Source organism: Mycobacterium sp. ENV421, assembly GCF_002887815.1.
GTDB lineage: Bacteria > Actinomycetota > Actinomycetes > Mycobacteriales > Mycobacteriaceae > Mycobacterium.
On record NZ_PDHO01000001.1, the window covers coordinates 138197 to 156299 of the forward strand.

Genomic DNA, 18103 nt, shown 5'->3' on the forward strand with positions numbered 1-18103 from the left:
ACGTTCGAGAAACGGTGTCGATAACTACAGCCTCATGGACTAGCGCTTGCCCGGCGGCCGGGCGCCCCTGGCGATGCCGAGACCCTTCACCGGAGGCTGCTCCGCCTTCGGGGCTTCCTCTTTCGGCTCCTCGGCCTTGGGCTCAGCTGCTGCGGCCGGCTCGGGTGCCGACGGCTCAGCCGGGGCTTCAGCCGGAGCAGGCGTTGCCGCCGGAGCGGACTTCTTGGCGCCGGGTCGCTTGGCGCCCGCGGCGATGCCGAGGCCCTTGACCGGCGGCTCGGCCTTGGCCGGCGCCTCAGCCGCGGGGGCTTCGGCAGATGCCTCGGCGGGAGCAGCAGCCGGTGCCGCGGCAGCAGGTGCGGCGGCCGCCGACTTCTTGGCGCCGGGTCGCTTGGCGCCCGACGCGATGCCGAGCCCCTTGACGGGCGCTTCGGCAACCGGTGCGGCAGCAGGTGCCTCGGCGGCGGGAGCAGCGGTCGACGCCTCCGCGGCCGGTGCGGCCGCAGCGGACTTCTTGGCGCCCGGTCGCTTTGCCCCGCCGGCGATGCCGAGTCCCTTGACCGGCGCTTCGGCAGCCGGTGCCTCGGCGGCGGGAGCTTCATCGGCGGCCTTCTTGGCACCGGGGCGCTTGGCGCCGCCCGCGATACCAAGCCCCTTGACCGGCGCGGCCTCCTTGGCCGGTGCCGACGGCGCGGCCGCGGCAGGCTCGGACGCCGGAGCCGCCTCGGGCTCGGGCTTCGGCGCGGGAGGTGCCTGCGCCGGTGCCGCAGCGGCGGCAGCCTCGGCCTCTCGTGCGGCCGTGCCCTTCTCCGGCAGCGTGACACTGCTCAGATCCAGCGAGCCAAGCAGCAGCTGGGCGACGTCGAGCACCTCGACCTCGTCGGCCTTCTCGCGGTCGCCGACACCGTCGGTGATCATCACGCGGCAGAACGGGCAGCCGGTGGCGATCTTGGCCGGATCCAGCGTCAGCGCCTCGTCGACGCGTTCGTGGTTCACGCGCTTACCGATGTGCTCTTCCATCCACATCCGCGCGCCACCGGCGCCACAGCACAGGCCGCGATCGGCGTGCCGCGGCATTTCCTTCAAAGTCACGCCCGAGGCGTCGATGAGTTCACGCGGTGCGTCGTAGACCTTGTTGTGCCGGCCCAGGTAGCAGGGATCGTGGTAGGTGACATTGGCTCCGCCATCGACAGCCTTGACCGGGACCAGCTTCTTGTCGCGCACCAGGCGGTTGAGCAGCTGGGTGTGGTGGACCACGGTGTAGTTGCCGCCGACCTGCGGGTATTCGCGGCCGAGGGTGTTGAAGCAGTGCGGGCACGTCACGACGATCTTGCGGTCGACCCGCTCGACGCCCTCGAACAGATCGTTCAGCGTCTCGACGTTCTGCGAGGCCAGCTGCTGGAACAGGAACTCGTTGCCGGATCGACGAGCCGAGTCGCCGTTGCAGGTTTCGCCATCGCCGAGAACCAGGAACTTCACGCCGGCCGCGGCCAGCAGTTCGGCCACGGCCTTCGTGGTCTTCTTGGCGCGATCCTCATAAGCGCCCGCGCAACCAACCCAGAACAGGTACTCGAAGCCGGCGAACGAGTCGACATCCTTGCCGTAGACGGGGATGTCGAACTCGACCTCGTCGATCCAGGTGAGGCGCTCCTTGGCGTTCTGACCCCACGGATTGCCCTTGGCCTCAAGGTTCTTGTAGAGCACGCCGAGTTCGCCGGGGAACTCCGACTCCATCATCACCTGGTAGCGGCGCATATCGACGATGTGGTCGATGTGCTCGATGTCCACCGGGCACTGCTCGACGCACGCACCGCAGGTGGTGCACGACCACAGCACGTCGGGATCGATCACGCCGAGCTGTTCGGCGGTACCCACCAGCGGGCGGGTCGCCTGCGCCGGGCCGGAGCCCAGCACCCGCTCGAAGCCGGACTCGGGAACGTGGTCGTGCGCGTCGTGCTTGGTCTCGACGAAACCGCCCTCAGCGGAGGCGAATTGTTCCGCCTCGTTCTCGCCAGTGGGGATCGGCTTCCCGCCGATGATGTACGGCGCCTTCGCGAACAGATGATCGCGCAGGTTCATGATCACGAGCTTGGGCGACAACGGCTTTCCGGTGTTCCACGCCGGGCACTGCGACTGACAACGCCCGCACTCGGTGCAGGTGGTCATGTCGAGGTAGCCCTTCCAGGTGAAGTCCTCGATCTTTCCGCGGCCGAGAACCGCGTCTTCAGCGGGATCCTCGAAGTCGATCGGCTCGCCCTTGTACTCGACGGGCAGCAGCGGGCCCAGGCCGTTGGGCAGCCGCTTGAACGTGACGTTGATCGGGGCCAGGCCGATGTGGAGGTGCTTGGAGTGCAGCACGATCAGCAGGAAGGCCAGCATCACGCCGATGTGGCCCATCAGCGCGATGGTTTCGATCCACACGTTGGCGGTATGGCCCAGTGGCGCCAGCGCTGCGGCCATGCCGTGCGAGAAGAACGCACCCCAGCCGTAGGGGAACGCCTCACCGAGGGCGTTGACCGAGGCGCCGCGGAAGAACGCGTAGGTCAGGATGACCAGGAAAATCATCAGCAGGATCAGCCAGGCTCCGCCGGTGTGCGAGCCGTAGAACCGGGAATCGCGACCGTATTCCTTCGGCTCGGAGCGCAACCGGATGATCGAGAAGACGACGATGCCGAGAAGCACCGCGACAGCGAAGAAGTCCTGCAGGAAGCCCAGCGCATTCCACCTGCCGACCAACGGGATGTGGAATTCGGGGTTGAAGAGGACGCCGTACGCCTCGAGGTACACCGTCGCCAGGATGAAGAAGCCCCACATCGTGAAGAAGTGGGCGATACCGGGGATGGACCACTTCAGCAGCTTCTTCTGGCCGAAGACTTCGGTGAACTGCGCTTTGATGCGGTCCGGGATGTTGTCCTTGCGGCCGCTCTCGTCGCTGATCGGTTGACCGGACCGGATCAGGTGGGTTAGGAACAAGACGCGCCGTGCGGCAAACACCAACACGACGGCGGTGGCCAGCAGGCCGATGATCAGTCGACCCCAGTCGAGAGCGGTCACGGACAGCCTCCCTGTCGTAAGTTACCCAATAGTAACTTAAGTTAAGTTACCGATCGGTAACTTAACTTCAATCCAGCTCATAGTTGCATCTCGGCATTTGGCGCCGCTACAAAGGCTGTCCTAACTAGGGCTGCGCGCGGCTGTGGGTCTCAGCTCTGCGGCGACAGAATCGCCCGAAGCATCGACAGCATTTCCGAACGGGACTCCGCGCCGAGACGACGCCGGATCCTGGCGACGTGGTGTTCGACGGTCTTCGCGGAGATGAACAGCTGCGCGCCGATATCGCGGTAAGGCATGCCCAGCAACAGCAGTTCGGCCACCTCGCGCTCACGATCCGACAGCGGGGAGGACGCCTGTCGTGCGCCCGCGGGTGTGGGCCCCGACGCCTCGGACACCAGCGGCTGCCGGCCGTCCTCGCCCCCGCTGTCGCCGGCTGAGAGTTTCAGGTCGCGGGCGACCTGCAGCATCAGTCCCGACACCTTGGGGTCGGAGGTCTGCAGCGCCGCCTGACCGGCCAGCCGGGTGGCATCGGCAGTCAATCCGAACTGGGCCAGTCCGCGGGCGGCGGCGCCGACCTCGTCGCCCTCGACCTGTCCGGCGAGCACCCGCAACCAGGTCCGGCCGGCCACGGCCAGCGCCTTGGCGAACGGGCTGTGCGCCGCGGCGGCGGTCAGCGCCTGCCCATGCGGGGCCACCGCGGCCGGATCGCCGGCCAGGATCCCGGCGTGCACGCCGGCCCAGCGCAGCGGCACCGACCAGGTGGGCGGATTGCCCAGCGACTCCAGCAGCCCGAACGCCTGCTCGAGAGCGGGCGCCAGCCGGTCCTGCTGGCCGAGTCGTGCCGACGCCACCCACAGCTCACCCAGCGGCAGCAACGAGAACAGGTCGACCGAATACTCGACCAACACCTCCATCGCGGCGTACCAGTGCTTCTGCAGGGCGCCGGCATCGCCGCCGCGGCGGGCGAGCGCGGTGCGCAGTGCCGCCGTCCACAGCGCATCCCGACGATGCGTGCCGTCGAGTCCGGCGATGTCGGCGGCAGCAGCCGCGAATTGACCGTCCTGCATCTTGGTCCAGCCGAGCAGGAGGCGGTGCCGATGGCCGTACAGCGGTTCGTCGGCGTCCCGGTCGGCGCGCACCGCGCGGGCGATCACGCTGCGGGCGCGGACCGGGTCACCGCCGTGCAGCGCGGCCAGCGTGACCAGAGCCGCCGGGCTGTCCGGAAGGACCTGGGCCGCCGAATACTCCGCGGCCATCGCCGCGCCGAGTTTGGTCGCCGCCGTCGAATACGGGCCCTGCAACGTCGCCAGCAGACCCTCGGCCAGCGTGCGCGCTGCGCGGGAGGCCGCGGTCGGGGGGCCCGCGCTGGGCACGGCCAGTGCGCGTTCGGCGCCGGCGGCATCGCCCGCCCCGGTGAGAACGATCGTCGCTGCCGCGCTCACCGATGTGTCCGGGTAGGGGCCGAGCCAGCTGAAGAGTTCGGACGCCTGCGCCGAGTTGCCGTTCAGCATCGCGACACTGGCGGCCACCCGGACCGCCGCTGCTCGCTCGGCAGGATCGTCCGACGCCAAGAGACTGTCCGCTTCGCTTGCCGCTGCCGAGGATTCGCCGGCCAGAGCCAGCGCATCGGCCAGCTGTGCCCGCAGTTCGACCGCGCCGGCATCGACTGCGGCGCGCAGCAGAGCCGGGTCGGCGCGACCTGCGCAGGCCTGGCGGCGCAGGACCTCGGCCAGTTGTTCGTCCCGCACACCGTGTTCGGCCAACCGCAGCGCCAGGTCCGGCGACAGGGTGTTCATCGCGATCTGCGAGCGCAGCAGCGCGGTCTCGACGTCGTGGTGGCGCGCGTTGCCGAGAATCTGCGCGACGGCGCGGTGCACCGCGCGCAGGAAGTGCGGACTGTGCGCTGGTTCGATCAGTCCGGTGGCGCGGGCCCGATCGATCAGCAGCCTGGCCTCATCGGGCGAAACCTGAAGTGTCGCTGCCAGATCAGCGGCACCGAGATCGCGGCTGAGCGAGGCGATCAGCAACGCGTCGAGGTCGGGTTCGGCGAGCCGGCGCAGCCGGTCGTTGAGCGCGAAGAGCGCAGCCTGTCCGATCGACGCCGCCGAGTACGGGCGAGGGGGGGCCAGCGCCGCGTCGACCAAAAACGGGATGCCCGCCGTCGCGACGACAATGCTCGTCACCAACTCGGTGCGCGGCGGATGGCCGGACGGGTCGGTCATCCGCCGGGATATCTCGGCAGATGTCATCGGGCCCAGGGAAATTCGAGGCCGCTCACGTTCGATCGACGTCATCAACGCCTGCAGGTCCTCGTCGTGGTCGCGGGGCTGTACCGCCACCACGACGGTTGACGACGGATCGGCGGAAACCGCGGCGAGCCGCTGCAACTCGACCGCGGGCAGCAGGTGCGCGTCGTCGACCACCACGGCGGCATCGGTAGGGCCGCCGTCCGCCGGCGCACGGGTCACGACCGCGGAACCTGCGCCGCGCAGAGCGTCGCGCACCGCGCCGAGCAGCGTGCTTTTGCCCGTGCCGACCCCTCCGGTCACCAGCATCTTGACCGGCTCCGACCCCAGGACGCTGAGCGCCTCGTGGACGGTTGGCGAAAGGTCTTGCACTGGAATCGAATCGGGCACCGGCGTTAGGCCCCCGGCGGCGACGTCACGCCAGTGATGATGTCGCGGGTGGTCGGCGGAGCGACCGTTGTGGTGATGGGCTTGACGGTGGTGGTCGGTGGCGGCTGCGTCGTCGTCGGCGGTTGGGTGGTGGTGGTCGGCGGCTGCGTGGTCGTGGTCGGCGGTTGGGTGGTGGTGGTCGTGGTGGTCGGCGGCGTGGTGGTGGTCGTAGTTGTCGTGGTGGTGGTTGTCGTGGTCGTCGTAGTGGTCGACGGTGTGGTCGTCGTGGTCGTGGTGGTGGGTGGGGTCGTCGTTGTCGTCGGGATCACCGTGGTGGTCGCCGGGATCGTCGACTCGGTGGGCTGCCCGTCGTTGCCGGTGATCGTGACCGTCTGCGGCGGAACGACACTCGTGACCGGCGCCTCGGTGGGATCGCCGGGTTTGGTGACCCGGGTGGTCGTGGTCGTCGGTGTGCTGTCCGCACTCGTGAGAGTGATCGCCAGTCCGCCGACCGCCACTGCCGCGAGCGCCGCGGCGATACCGAACAGCAGCGGAGGGCGCCGGTACCACGGCACCGGCGCGGCGACCAGTTCGGTCTGCTCGTCCGGCGGCTCGAACTCGACCACCGGGCGCATCCCGGTGGCCTGCGCCTGCTGGGCGTAATCGAAGGTGTAGTCCTCACCGGAATACGGCACCGGCTCCGCGCCGGGCGCATCGTCCTGCGACCAGGCCAGCGCGCGGAACGTCGCCGACGGCGAGCCGTCGGTGGCCGATTCGGTTGCGGCGGCTCCCGCAGTCCCGGCCGCCCACGCCGCCGGAGCCAGCCCGGTCGGTGCGTCGGCGGCGGCCACCGCCATCCCCGTCGGCGCATCCGGTGCGCCGCCGCGCGCGGCGATCACGGCCGATCCGATAGCCGCATTGAGACCCGGCAGCGGTGTGGTAATCACCGGAACGCGCAGTTCTTCGGAAAGCCGCTGCGTCAGAAGCGGTATCGCGGCGCCGCCGCCGACGGTGGCGACCGCGGCAAGGTTAGCGGCAGGGATCCTATTGCGCTCCAACACATCTCCGAGTGCGTCCAGGAAACCGGCGAGCGGCTCGGCGAGCAACGCCTCCAGTTCCGGGCGGGTGACCCGGATATCGGAGCGGAAGCCGGGCAGTTCGGCAGGTATGACCGTTGCGGTCTCCGAGGACAGCCGCTCCTTGGCCTGGCGACACTCGTCCCGCAGCCGGGTCAGCGCACCGACCGCGTTGGTGCTGGCCGGGTCGACGTTGGCCTGATCGCGGATGCCGCCGAGCACCTGGGTCAGCAGGGCCTGGTCGAGATGGTCGCCGGAGAGGTCGGTGACGCGCACCGTCTCGCCGATCGGCTGCAGGTTGGCGCCGGCGTCGGCGAGGGTGATGTTGGCACCGCTGCCGCCGAAGTCACACAGGGCCACCACCCCTTGGGACGGAAGACCCGGATCGGCCTGCAGGGCGGCCAACGCGGCCGTCGCATCGGAAATCAGCGTCGGTGGAATACCGTTGGGGGACAGGGCAGGCCGGGTGCGCAGCGCGCCACGCAGAGCGCCAACGGCGCCGGCACCCCAGTACGCGGGGACCGCGACGACCACAGTGGAGGCCGGTGAGCCGTCGTCGGCGGCGCGGGCCATCGCCTCGAGCGCGTCGGCAATCAAGTCCTCGCCGCGATGCGGCGAACCGTCGGCGGCCACCAACGGCACCGGATCGCCCGCCCGCTCCACGAAGCCGCGGAACACCTGGCCGGCCTCGGTGAGATTCGGGCTGGTCAGCTCCGGGTTCTGGGAGGGCACGCCGACTTCGGGGGGCCGGTTGTCCCACAACGTCAACACCGACCGGCGGGTCATCGGCTGGCGGCCTGGACGCGCCGCCGCCAGGTTGGTCGCTCCGATCGACAACCCCAGCGAGTCGCTCAATTCGCACATCCCTCCGTTGCCTGGCCGGCAGCCGTCATCACCATATCCCCTAATGCCTTCCGAACCCCTAAGGCTGCACCCCCTAACGGTGCCGCGGTTCGAGCGGCTTCGACACCGATCACGGCACGCGTGTCCGCCGATAACATTCTTGGCAGCAGCTGGGATTCCACTGTGACTATCGGTGGCAGGAGAGAAGGCGTTTCCATGGCAAATTCGTTGCTCGACTTCGTGATGTCGCTCGTGCGAGATCCCGACGCCGCCGCACGCTACGCCGCGGACCCGGGCGGCGCCATCGCCGACGCCCACCTGACCGATGTGACCAGCGCCGACGTCAACAACCTGATTCCGATGGTCGCCGACTCGCTGTCGGGCCCGCTCGCCGGAGCCGGCTTCGGTCCCGCGGCCGGAGCGGGCGACGGCAATGTGTGGGCGAGCGGAGCGGCGACGGCGGCATTCGACGCCTTCGATCACTTGCCCGCGGCCGCCACCGCGCCCGAGGTCCATTCGGTGATCACCGATGTCGCCCAGCACGCGGATCAGGCCCCGGGGTTGATCACCGATCTCGGTGTCGACCCCGGTGCCCTCAACCTGCCCGACACCGCGTCGCAGCTCGCCGACACCGCGCTCGACCACGGCGTCACCCCCGACGCAGGCCAGGAGTGGACGGATCCGTCCGCGTGGGACCACGGCCACGTCGACGACAACCATGGCGCCAGCCTCGCGGCGCCGGAAGACCACGCCGGCTTCGACTTGTTCTGATCCCCCGGCAAATCCCCACGTCCGCAGTGACGTGGGGATTTGTCGTTTCTGGGGCCTTCCCTAGGGACCCCCTAATCCCCTAAACCCCCACCCCTGACCAGCCCTAGTGGGGGCGTGGTGAAGAGGGGTTTCGGCCCCGTTTTCGCCCTACCGTCGCGTCCATAACGTGGTCTCCAGATCGCCGGAGTCACCGGCGAACACACCGAAAGGTCCGACCATGCTCTCTCTCCTCGACTGGATCCTCGACCTGTTCCGCAACGAGGACGCCGCACGTGCGTTCGTCGCCGCGCCGGAGCAGACCATGCGCGACGCCGGGTTCGCCGGTGTGTCCGCCGCTCAGGTGTCGACGCTGGCCGCCACCGCCGTTCCCGGCCTGGTGCTCGGCGGCGGCGACCCGGTTGTCGGCCTGCAGCGCGCGGTGTCCAACCAGTACGGCTTCGCGCCCGCCTACCAGCCGGTCTACGCGCCGTCACCGACCTTCGCGCCGCAGACCGACCTGGCCAGCCACAACGACACCTCGCTGCTGAGCCCGGACCAGAACGCCGGCGGCAACGCCCAGCAGGGTGGCTTCAACCTCGGCTTCGGCGACATCACCTTCGGCAACAAGACCACGAACACCGCCACCAATGGCGGCGTGGTGGTCGACGGCCACAACAAGGGCGACATCGTCAGCGGAGACGGCGCGGTCCTGGGCAACGGCAACGACGTGAACAACGGGCACGTGGTCGCCGGCACCGGCTCGAACGTCGCGATCGGCCACAGCCACATCCACGATGACGGCACCACCGCCACCGGCGGCAGCACCGTGATCAAGGACAACAGCGGCACAGTCCTGCACGACGTCGACGCCAGCGGTGGCAACGGCGGCGGAGCGTCGGCCGGCGGCAGCCTGATCGGCCTCGGCGGCGGGCACGCCTCCGGCGGCAACGCAGGCGGCGGCGGCATCACGATCGTCGACAACCACCCGTCGACCAACAGCGGCAACACCGCCAGCTCGCCGGTCAACACCGCGACCCACACCACCACCACCACCACGGTGACCGACCACTCCGACAACTCGGTGCACTCGGTCGTCGACAGCTCGACACATGACTCGTCCAGCCACTCGCTGTTCGATGCCGGTCACGACACCACGCTGGTGAACAGTCACCTCGACAACAGCCACGACATGGCGTTGGCGTCTGGCAATCACCTGCTGGGTTTGTAGAGCAAATCCGGCGACGGCGGGGACCTTCAGCAAGTCTGGAGGTTCCCGCCGCTTGCCTGCGCATACGGTGGACGACTGGGAGGACACGTGACGCAACCACAGCAAGACCCGCGCCGGGTGAAGGTGATCGTCGAGCTGATCGATCACACCAGCGCGATCGCCGACCTCAACGACCGCGGCGATCTGGTTGCCCGGCTGGCCGTCGCCAAAGAGCGCATCACCGACCCGCAGATCCGGGTGGTCATCGCGGGCCAGCTCAAGCAGGGCAAGAGCCAGCTGCTCAACTCCCTGCTCAACATGCCGGTGGCCCGGGTCGGCGACGACGAGACCACCGCGCTGGTCACCGTGATCAGCTATGCCGAGCAGCCGTCGGCCCGGTTGATCGTCTCGGTCGGCGAGGGTATGCCGCCGCAGAGCATCGACATCCCGATCGACGACATCCGCCACGACCTGCGCCGCGCCCCGCAGGCGCAGGGCCGGGAGGTGTTGCGGGTTGAGGTCGGCGCACCCAGTCCGCTGCTGCAGGGCGGTCTGGCGTTCATCGACACCCCCGGTGTCGGCGGCCACGGCCAGCCGCACCTGTCGTCCACTCTTGGGCTGCTCCCGGACGCGGACGCGATGCTGATGATCAGCGACACCAGCCAGGAATTCACCGAACCCGAGATGCGGTTCATCCGCCAGGCCCATGAGATCTGCCCGGTCGGCGCTGTCGTCGCCACCAAGACCGACCTCTACCCGTACTGGCGCGAGATCGTCTCCGCCAACACCGCGCATCTGCAGCGCGCCGGACTGCAATTGCCGCTGATCCCGGCATCCTCTCTGCTGCGCAGCCACGCGATCCAGCTCAATGACAAGGAACTCAACGACGAATCGAACTTCCCGGCGATCGTCGCCTGGCTGTCGGAGAAGGTGCTGTCCCGCGAGAGCGATGCAGTGCGTGACCATGTGGTCGGCGAAATACGCTCGGCAGCAGAACATCTCAACCTATCGGTGAACTCCGAGCTCTCGGCGCTCAGCGACCCGGACCAGGCGCGCCGGCTCACCGAGGACCTTGAGCGCCGCAAGCAGGAAGCGCAGGACGCCCTGCAGCAGACCGCATTGTGGCAGCAGGTCCTCAACGACGGCATCGCCGATCTGACCGCCGACGTCGAGCACGATCTGCGCGCCCGGTTCCGGGCCATCACCCAGCACATCGAGAGCGTCATCGACGAGGGCGACCCCACCCAGCACTGGGCGGAAATCGGTGCGGAGGTGGAGGATTCGGTTGCCAACGCCGTCGGCGACAACTTCGTGTGGGCCTACCAGCGTGCCGAGGCGCTGGCCGCCGACGTCGCGCGGACGTTCGTCGAGGCCGGACTGGACGCCATCAAGATGCCGGAGGTGAGTGCTGCCGAGATGAATGCCGGCGTCGGTCGGCTCAAATCGCTGGCCCGCCTCGAATCGAAGCCGATCGGCAAGGGCCACAAGGTGATCACCAGCATGCGTGGCTCCTACGGCGGCGTGCTGATGTTCGGCATGCTCACCTCGGTGGCCGGTCTGGGCATGTTCAACCCGCTGTCGTTGGGTGCGGGTCTGCTGCTCGGACGCAAGGCTTACAAGGAGGACATGGAGAACCGCATGATGCGGGTCCGCAACGAGGCCAAGACCAACCTGCGCCGCTTCGTCGACGACGTGCTGTTCGTGGTGTCCAAGGAATCCCGCGACCGGCTCAAGAACGTCCAGCGCCAGTTGCGCGACCACTACCGCGACATCGCGAACCAGACCACCCGCTCGCTCAACGAGTCGTTGCAGTCCACCATCGCCGCGGCGCGGATGGAGGAGACCGACCGGAACAACCGGATCCGTGAGCTCGAACGCCAGGCCAATATTCTCGGCCAGGTGATCGACAATGCCGAAAAGCTGTTTCCCGCAGCGCTTTCTACGGCGAGGACGACCGAGTCTCGTTGAGTCGCGGCCCGGATCTGGTGCCCGGCGGGTGGGTGACGCGGGTGGGGAAGGTGCCCGGGAATGTCGGGGCCACCCGCTCCGACGGTGGAATCTCCGAGGTCGGCGTGCTCGACGACGGCGACGACGTGCCGCTGGTCGTGCTCTCGCCCGGTAATCCGATATCGGTCGTCGACAGCTGCACGCTGGGATAGGACGTGCTCGTCGAGCCCGTAGTGGTCTTGGCGATGTGCGGCGCGTCCGGAATGTACGTGCCGGGCGGAAGAACGGTCTCGGTGTCTGTGTTGCTCCACTTGCTCGACATCGTCACCACTGCATAGACCAGGATCGCGACCACCGCGAGGCCGAGCAGCCCGGCGGCCGAGGTGGCAGCCGCCGAGCGGTACCACGGCGCCTTGTGCTGGGGCATGGCGGCTGATCCTAGCCGTGATACGGGTGGACCGCCGGACCGTAGACTCGTCGTTCGATGAGCACCAGCGATCAGGTTCGCGCCATCCTGGGCGGCACCCGTCGTGCGTACCAGGGTGAACCGGCATACCGCGAGCGGCCCGACGTCTTCAACGAGCTGGACCGCATCGCCGGGCGGCTCAACCAGCCGATCCGCATCGCGCTGGCGGGCACGCTCAAAGCCGGCAAGTCGACGCTGGTCAACGCGCTGGTGGGGGAGAACATCGCCCCCACCGATGCGACCGAGGCCACCCGCATCGTCACGTGGTTTCGGCACGGCCCCATCCCGAAGGTCACCGCCAACCACGTCGGCGGACGGCGCTCCAATGTGCCGATCGCCCGCGATGGTGGGCTGACCTTCGACTTCGGCCGCCTGGATGCCAACGACATCGTCGACCTCGACGTCGAGTGGCCGGCCGCCGAACTGGTCGACGCGACGATCATCGACACGCCGGGCACGTCATCGCTGTCGCGGGACGTCTCCGAACGCACGCTGCGGCTGTTGGTGCCCGAGGACGGTGTGCCGCGAGTCGACGCGGTGGTGTTCCTGCTGCGCACGCTCAACGCCGCCGACATCGCTCTGCTCAAGCAGATCGGGGAGCTGGTCGGCGGATCCTCGGGTGCACTCGGGGTGATCGGGGTGGCCTCCCGGGCCGACGAGATCGGCGCGGGCCGACTCGACGCGATGATGTCGGCCAAGGATGTCGCGCAGCGATTCACCGGTGAACTGGACCGGACCGGCATCTGTCAGGCGGTCGTTCCGGTCTCGGGACTGTTGGCGCTGACCGCCCGGACCCTGCGGCAGAGCGAGTTCGCCGCACTGGAGAAGCTCGCGGCGGTCGACGCCAACGAGCTGAACAAGGCGATGCTCTCCGTGGACCGCTTCGTCCGCGAGGACAGTGCCCTGCCGGTGGACGCTCAGACCCGCGCCCAGATTCTGGACCGGTTCGGCATGTTCGGCCTGCGGATCTCGATTGCGGTGTTGCGGGCGGGCGTGGCAACGGATTCCGTCACCCTGGCCGACGAACTGCTCGAACGCAGCGGGCTGGTCGCGCTGCGTGATGTGATCGACCAGCAGTTCGCGCAGCGCTCCGAACTGCTCAAGGCGCACACCGCTCTGGTCTCGTTGCGCCGGTTCGTCGAGATGCACCCGATCACCGCGACGCCGTACATCATCGCCGACATCGACCCGCTGCTGGCCGACACCCACGCCTTCGAGGAACTCCGGCTTCTCAGCCAACTTCGTTCTCGGTCAACGACTTTGACCGAAGACGAGATGGTCTCCCTGCGTCGGGTGATCGGCGGGTCCGGCACCGACGCGGCCAGCCGGCTGGGATTGACCGCCGAAACGCTCGGCGACGGGCCGCGCGCGGCCTTCGCGGCGGCGCAGCGCTGGCGCCGTCGCGCCGACCATCCACTGAACGACCCGTTCACCACCAGGGCCTGTCGTGCGGCGGTGCGCAGCGCCGAGGCGCTGGTCGCGATGTACGCCGGGGCTTAGCCGCCTGGCCGCGGTAGCGGGAACGTCGGCAGGAGTCGCTCCCTGGTGGTGGTCACCGTCTCGGTCACCGTGCTCACCGAGGTCGACACCGACGTGCTCGTGCTCGTACTGGTGCTCGTACTGGTGCTGGTCGACGGCGGTTCGGTGGTCGTCGTGGTGGTCGGCGTGTCCGTCGTCGTCGCGGGGGTTTGCGTGGCGGTCGGGGATTCGGTCACCGTTTGGGTGACGCCGGGCTCCGGAGCGACCGACGCCGATGTCGCGGCCGTGGTCGACGTTGTCGGCGATGTCGTCGTCGTGGTCGCCGGGCTGGATCCGTCGCTACCGGTGAACTTCACGATCGCGTAGACCAGCAGGGCCAGGATGGCCGCGGTCAGCACGCCCAGGCCGACGAGCGCCGCAGGCTTTCGGTACCAGGGGGTCGGCTCGGGCGGTGGTGGGTAGTCGCCATACCCGGTCGGCGCTCCGTACCCAGATTGCTGGTAGTCGCTATATGCCTCGCCGCCGGTACCGCCGTAGTTTGCGTACTGCGTCGGGTCACTGTCGGAGTAGTTGTTCGGGTCGTCGGGGGATCCGTCGCGCGCCACGGGTTCAGATTCTAACCGTCAGCCGCCGCCCGGTTGATTGGGGAAGGCCGGTCGGTGGGTGGGACGGACGCTGATCTGCGGCGGCCTGGTCTGCGGGGTGGTCACGTTGGGGCGACCGCCGTCGTTCTGCTGCGGATAACGCGGATACCAGGTGCCCTGCGGTGGTGCCGGTGGCGGGCTCTCCGGGGGCGGTGGCGGCGGTGGCGGCGGCTCGGACGGCTGAGAGCTGGTCAACGCTGTGGTGGTCGGCAGACTGGTGGAGGTCGACGGCGTGGTGGTGGACGGTTGCGAGTCATCGGAGTCCAGCACCACCAGGAGGACCGCTGCGATCAGGATCGCCACCCCGGCCACGCCGATCGCGGCGAACGCCAGCGTCGCCTGCTTCTTGCGGTACCACGGCCGTTCCGGGAACCAGAACGCGTCGGGAGCGAACGGGTCGAAGCCGTCGTCGGCGGTGACGACCGGCAGCGCGGGATCGGTCGGCGGGTCGATGTCATCGTCCGCGGGCGTGTCGGCGACAGGTGCCGACCCCGGATACGGCTGCTCCGGATAGGGCCCGAACGGGTCACCGAACGGGACGGGCGATGCCTCGTCGACATCCCCAGCGGGGTCGTGCTTCGCCACGGCTATTCATGCTAAACGGCCCGCCAGGGCCGATGCAGCGTTCGGCAATCAGGCGAGTTGCCGGACCACCTCGGTGGCGAACAGTTCGACGTGGTCGATATCGGACATATCCAGCAGTTGGAGGTACACCCGCTGCACTCCCGCCTCGATGAACGGCCCCAACCGGTCGACGATTTCGGTGGGCGTACCGACCAGCGGCGTGTTGGTTCGCAGTTCGTCGACTTCCCGGGAAATCGCCTGCGCACGCCGGCTGATCTCGGCGTCGTCGCGACCGGCGCACACCACGAACGCGGCGGAATACACGATGTCCTCGGGTGCGCGGCCGGCGTCGCTGAGCGCGGCGCGCACCCGGGCGTACTGGGGTTCGACGAAGTCCAGGGCGGGGAACGCGAGGTTGTACTCGGCGCCGTACCGGGCGACCAGGGCCGGCGTCCGTTTGGGGCCGTTGCCGCCGATGATGATCGGCGGATGGGGAGCTTGTACGGGCTTGGGCAGCGCGGGCGAGTCTTTGACGGTGTAGTGGGTGCCGTCGTAGTCGAAGGTCTGGCCCGCCGGCGTGGTCCACAGGCCGGTGATGATGTCGAGTTGTTCGCGCAGCCGCTCGAACCGTTCACCCAGCGGCGGGAACGGGATCGCGTAGGCGAGGTGCTCCGCGTCGAACCAGCCTGCGCCGATACCGAGATCGACCCGGCCTGAGCTCATCGCGTCGACCTGTGCCACCGAGATGGCGAGCGGTCCCGGATGGCGGAAGGTGGCGGAGGTGACCAGCGTGCCGAGCCTGATCGTGCTGGTCTCCCTGGCGATGCCGGCCAGCGTCACCCAGGAGTCGGTGGGTCCGGGCAGGCCGTCGCCGCTCATCGCCAGATAGTGGTCGGAACGGAAAAACGCTGAGTAGCCGAGAGATTCGGCGGCCTGAGCCACCGCGAGCTGATCGGTGTAGGCGGCACCTTGCTGGGGTTCGACGAAGACGCGGAAGTCCATATCGCCCAGCTTAGAAAACCTGGGCCCCTTGTGTGCCGACGACCATTCCATGCCCGGTGCTGTCGTTGGTGAAGCGGGTCCCGTCGCTGCGGGCGTCGATGGTCCAGCCGACCGCGTGATAGGTCGCGTAGTCGAGCGTCGTGGTGGGGATGTCGCCGAGGTTGCCGAGGATCCAGCGCAAGTTGCCTTCGGCGGTCACCTCGACACCGTTGGCGGGGGTGCCGTTGATGGCGGGCGCGTTCGTGAAATTTGATTCGCAGCCGACCGACTCCGAGTTGAGCTGGCAGCGGGTCTGGCCGGACTTGGTTTCGATGTAGACGTAGCCGGTGTCGCTGGGCGGCAGGGTTTGGCCGCCCGGGTTGGGCACCGAGGGCGACGGGGTCGGCGACGGCGTCGGCAGCGGCGTGGACACGGTCGGCCTGCTGGTGGGAAAGCTCGGCTCCCCGCCCGGTCCGCAGCCCGGGCATCGGGCCGCACCGTCGGTGGTGGAGCTGCACCCGGCCGCGGCGCCGGCCGCCATCAGCCACACCACCGCCACACCGGCCTTCACGCCGTTGGATATCCGCACGCCGAACTCCTGCCGTCGAATGTCAGGGTACGCATGCAGTGACGGAAGTGACTCCAGTGACTCGCGGGGCCGAGTGTGATGACCCTGGCGATCTCGGAACCCGTGACCTGTGATCGGGCTAGATTCGACGCAGCGATGAAAGGGTTCGTCCATGACCGACACCGGCCGCCTGTTGTTCAACCCGAACACCTACGACCCGAAACAGTTCGATCCCGAGACGCGGCGTCAGCTCACGGCGTTGATCGGGTGGTTCGAGGAGCGCGGCAAGGCGCGCCTGCTCCAAGACGACCACGACGCGGTATGGGTGTCGGACTTCCTGGACTTCGTCGGGCAGGAGCGGATCTTCGCGACGTTCCTGACCCCGTCGGAATTCGGACTCGGGGATGACAACAAGCGTTGGGACACCTCCCGCAACGCCGCGCTCAGCGAGATCCTCGGTTTCTACGGCCTGGCGTACTGGTACGCCGAGCAGGTCACCATCCTCGGATTGGGCCCAATCTGGCAGAGCGACAACATCAAAGCGAAGGAACGGGCCGCCGCACAGCTCGACGCCGGTGGGGTGATGGCGTTCGCGTTGTCCGAACGTGAGCACGGCGCCGACATCTACGACACCGACATGATCCTCACGCCGGCCGACGACGACGGCCTGGCCTTCCGTGCCAGCGGCGAGAAGTACTACATCGGCAACGGCAACGTGGCCGGGATGGTGTCGGTGTTCTCCCGCCGGGCTGACGTCGAAGGTCCGGACGGCTACGTGTGGTTCGTCGCAGACAGCGCGCACCCGGCCTACGAGCTGATCGGCAACGTCGTGCGCGGGCAGATGTACGTCAGCACGTTCGCGCTGCACGACTATCCGGTGCGTGAGGAAGACATCCTGTGCGTTGGGCCCGAAGCGTTTTCGGTGGCGCTCAACACCGTCAACGTCGGAAAATTCAATCTGTGCACCGCGTCGATCGGAATGTGTGAGCACGCGTTCTACGAGGCGATCACCCACGCCAACAACCGGATCCTGTACGGCAACCCGGTCACCGACTTCCCGCACGTGCAGGCCGGGCTGGTCGAGGCATATGCCCGGCTGGCCGCGATGAAGCTGTTCAGCGATCGCGCAATCGACTACTTCCGCAGTGCCAGTCTCGAGGACCGTCGCTATCTGCTGTTCAACCCTGCCACGAAGGCGAAGGTGACCTCCGAGGGCGAGAAGGTGGTGGTCCAGCTGTGGGACATCATGGCCGCCAAGGGTTTCGAGCGTGACACCTACTTCACCCAGGTCACTCGCCTCATCGGTGCGCTGCCGCGACTGGAGGGCACGGTGCACGTCAACGTCGCCCAGATCCTCAAATTCATGCCCAACTATCTACTCAACCCGGCGGACTATCCCGAGATCGGCACCCGCGACGATCCTGCCGACGACACCTTCTTCTGGTCGCAGGGCCCGGCGCGCGGCGCATCCAAGGTGCAGTTCGCGGACTGGGTGCCGGTATTCGAAAATGCCTCCGCGATACCCAACGTCGCCCGCTTCCTCGAGCAGGCGCGGGCGCTGCAGCAGCTGCTGCTCACTGCCGCCCCCGACGCCGAGCAACAGAAGGACCTCGACTTCATGCTCGTCATCGGTCACCTGTTCACCCTGGTGGTGTACGGGCAGCTGATCCTGGAGCAGGCACAGTTGCGGGGAATCGACCCGGATCTGGTGGACCAGATCTTCGACGTGCAGGTGCGGGACTTCTCGGCCTACGCCGTTGCGCTGCACGGTAAAGCGAATTCGACTTCGGCGCAACAGGAATGGGCGCTGGGTGCGGTGCGTAAGCCGGTCACCGACACTGATCGCTTCGACCGGGTATGGGGGCAGGTCAAAGCGTACGACGGCGCGTATGCGATGCGGCCATAGCGA

Annotated in this window: 13 protein-coding genes; 5 read left to right on the top strand and 8 right to left on the bottom strand. The window is 68.3% G+C overall.

The window, feature by feature from the left end; all coding sequences use genetic code 11:
- Positions 1-39 precede the first annotated feature (39 nt).
- The 3 genes from CRM90_RS00580 to CRM90_RS00590 form a co-directional block, all read right to left on the bottom strand.
- The gene (locus CRM90_RS00580; RefSeq protein ID WP_102805084.1) at positions 40-3054 is read right to left on the bottom strand and encodes a (Fe-S)-binding protein; all 3015 of its coding nucleotides are present in this window, start codon (positions 3052-3054) and stop codon (positions 40-42) included.
- A 149-nt stretch (positions 3055-3203) separates the two neighbouring features.
- The gene (iniR, locus tag CRM90_RS00585; RefSeq protein ID WP_102805085.1) at positions 3204-5690 is read right to left on the bottom strand and encodes an isoniazid response ATPase/transcriptional regulator IniR; all 2487 of its coding nucleotides are present in this window, start codon (positions 5688-5690) and stop codon (positions 3204-3206) included.
- Between the two features lie 5 nt (positions 5691-5695).
- The gene (locus tag CRM90_RS00590) at positions 5696-7600 is read right to left on the bottom strand and encodes an Hsp70 family protein (RefSeq protein ID WP_102805360.1); all 1905 of its coding nucleotides are present in this window, start codon (positions 7598-7600) and stop codon (positions 5696-5698) included.
- Positions 7601-7804: 204 nt separating this feature from the next.
- Between CRM90_RS00590 and CRM90_RS00595 the strand changes: the two genes are divergently transcribed.
- The 3 genes from CRM90_RS00595 (at position 7805) to CRM90_RS00605 (ending at position 11513) form a co-directional block, all read left to right on the top strand.
- Positions 7805-8359, top strand: coding sequence for an Rv0340 family IniB-related protein (locus CRM90_RS00595; RefSeq protein WP_102805086.1), 555 nt, complete (start codon positions 7805-7807; stop codon positions 8357-8359).
- A 217-nt stretch (positions 8360-8576) separates the two neighbouring features.
- A complete protein-coding gene (locus CRM90_RS00600; protein ID WP_102805087.1) occupies positions 8577-9566 on the top strand; it encodes an IniB N-terminal domain-containing protein in 990 nt (329 codons plus the stop codon).
- An 87-nt stretch (positions 9567-9653) separates the two neighbouring features.
- Complete coding sequence (locus tag CRM90_RS00605; RefSeq protein ID WP_199189723.1) at positions 9654-11513, top strand: dynamin family protein; 1860 nt, start codon at positions 9654-9656, stop codon at positions 11511-11513.
- Here the strand turns inward: CRM90_RS00605 and CRM90_RS00610 are convergent.
- Entirely contained in the window at positions 11485-11919 is a 435-nt protein-coding gene (locus tag CRM90_RS00610) for a hypothetical protein (protein ID WP_102805088.1), read from the bottom strand. The genes CRM90_RS00605 and CRM90_RS00610 overlap by 29 nt on opposite strands.
- Before the next feature lie 57 nt (positions 11920-11976).
- On the opposite strand from CRM90_RS00610, the gene CRM90_RS00615 reads away from it, so the two are divergent.
- On the top strand, positions 11977-13458 hold the full coding sequence (locus tag CRM90_RS00615; RefSeq protein ID WP_102805089.1) for a dynamin family protein: 1482 nt from the start codon (positions 11977-11979) through the stop codon (positions 13456-13458).
- Here the strand turns inward: CRM90_RS00615 and CRM90_RS30860 are convergent.
- From CRM90_RS30860 to CRM90_RS00635, 4 genes are read right to left on the bottom strand one after another with little or no spacing between them, the layout of a single operon-like run.
- Positions 13455-14042: a hypothetical protein gene (locus CRM90_RS30860; RefSeq protein ID WP_102805090.1), complete on the bottom strand. Its 588-nt coding sequence runs from the start codon at positions 14040-14042 to the stop codon at positions 13455-13457. The genes CRM90_RS00615 and CRM90_RS30860 overlap by 4 nt on opposite strands.
- A gap of 18 nt (positions 14043-14060) precedes the next feature.
- Positions 14061-14666, bottom strand: a complete 606-nt coding sequence (locus tag CRM90_RS00625; RefSeq protein ID WP_102805091.1) for a hypothetical protein — start codon at positions 14664-14666, stop codon at positions 14061-14063.
- 48 nt (positions 14667-14714) lie between these two features.
- Positions 14715-15647, bottom strand: coding sequence for an LLM class F420-dependent oxidoreductase (locus CRM90_RS00630; RefSeq protein ID WP_102805092.1), 933 nt, complete (start codon positions 15645-15647; stop codon positions 14715-14717).
- A gap of 10 nt (positions 15648-15657) precedes the next feature.
- Complete coding sequence (locus CRM90_RS00635) at positions 15658-16215, bottom strand: hypothetical protein (RefSeq protein WP_102805093.1); 558 nt, start codon at positions 16213-16215, stop codon at positions 15658-15660.
- A gap of 151 nt (positions 16216-16366) precedes the next feature.
- On the opposite strand from CRM90_RS00635, the gene CRM90_RS00640 reads away from it, so the two are divergent.
- Positions 16367-18100 (top strand): acyl-CoA dehydrogenase family protein, encoded by a 1734-nt coding sequence (locus CRM90_RS00640; protein ID WP_102805094.1) that lies wholly within the window; start codon positions 16367-16369, stop codon positions 18098-18100.
- Positions 18101-18103 lie beyond the last annotated feature (3 nt).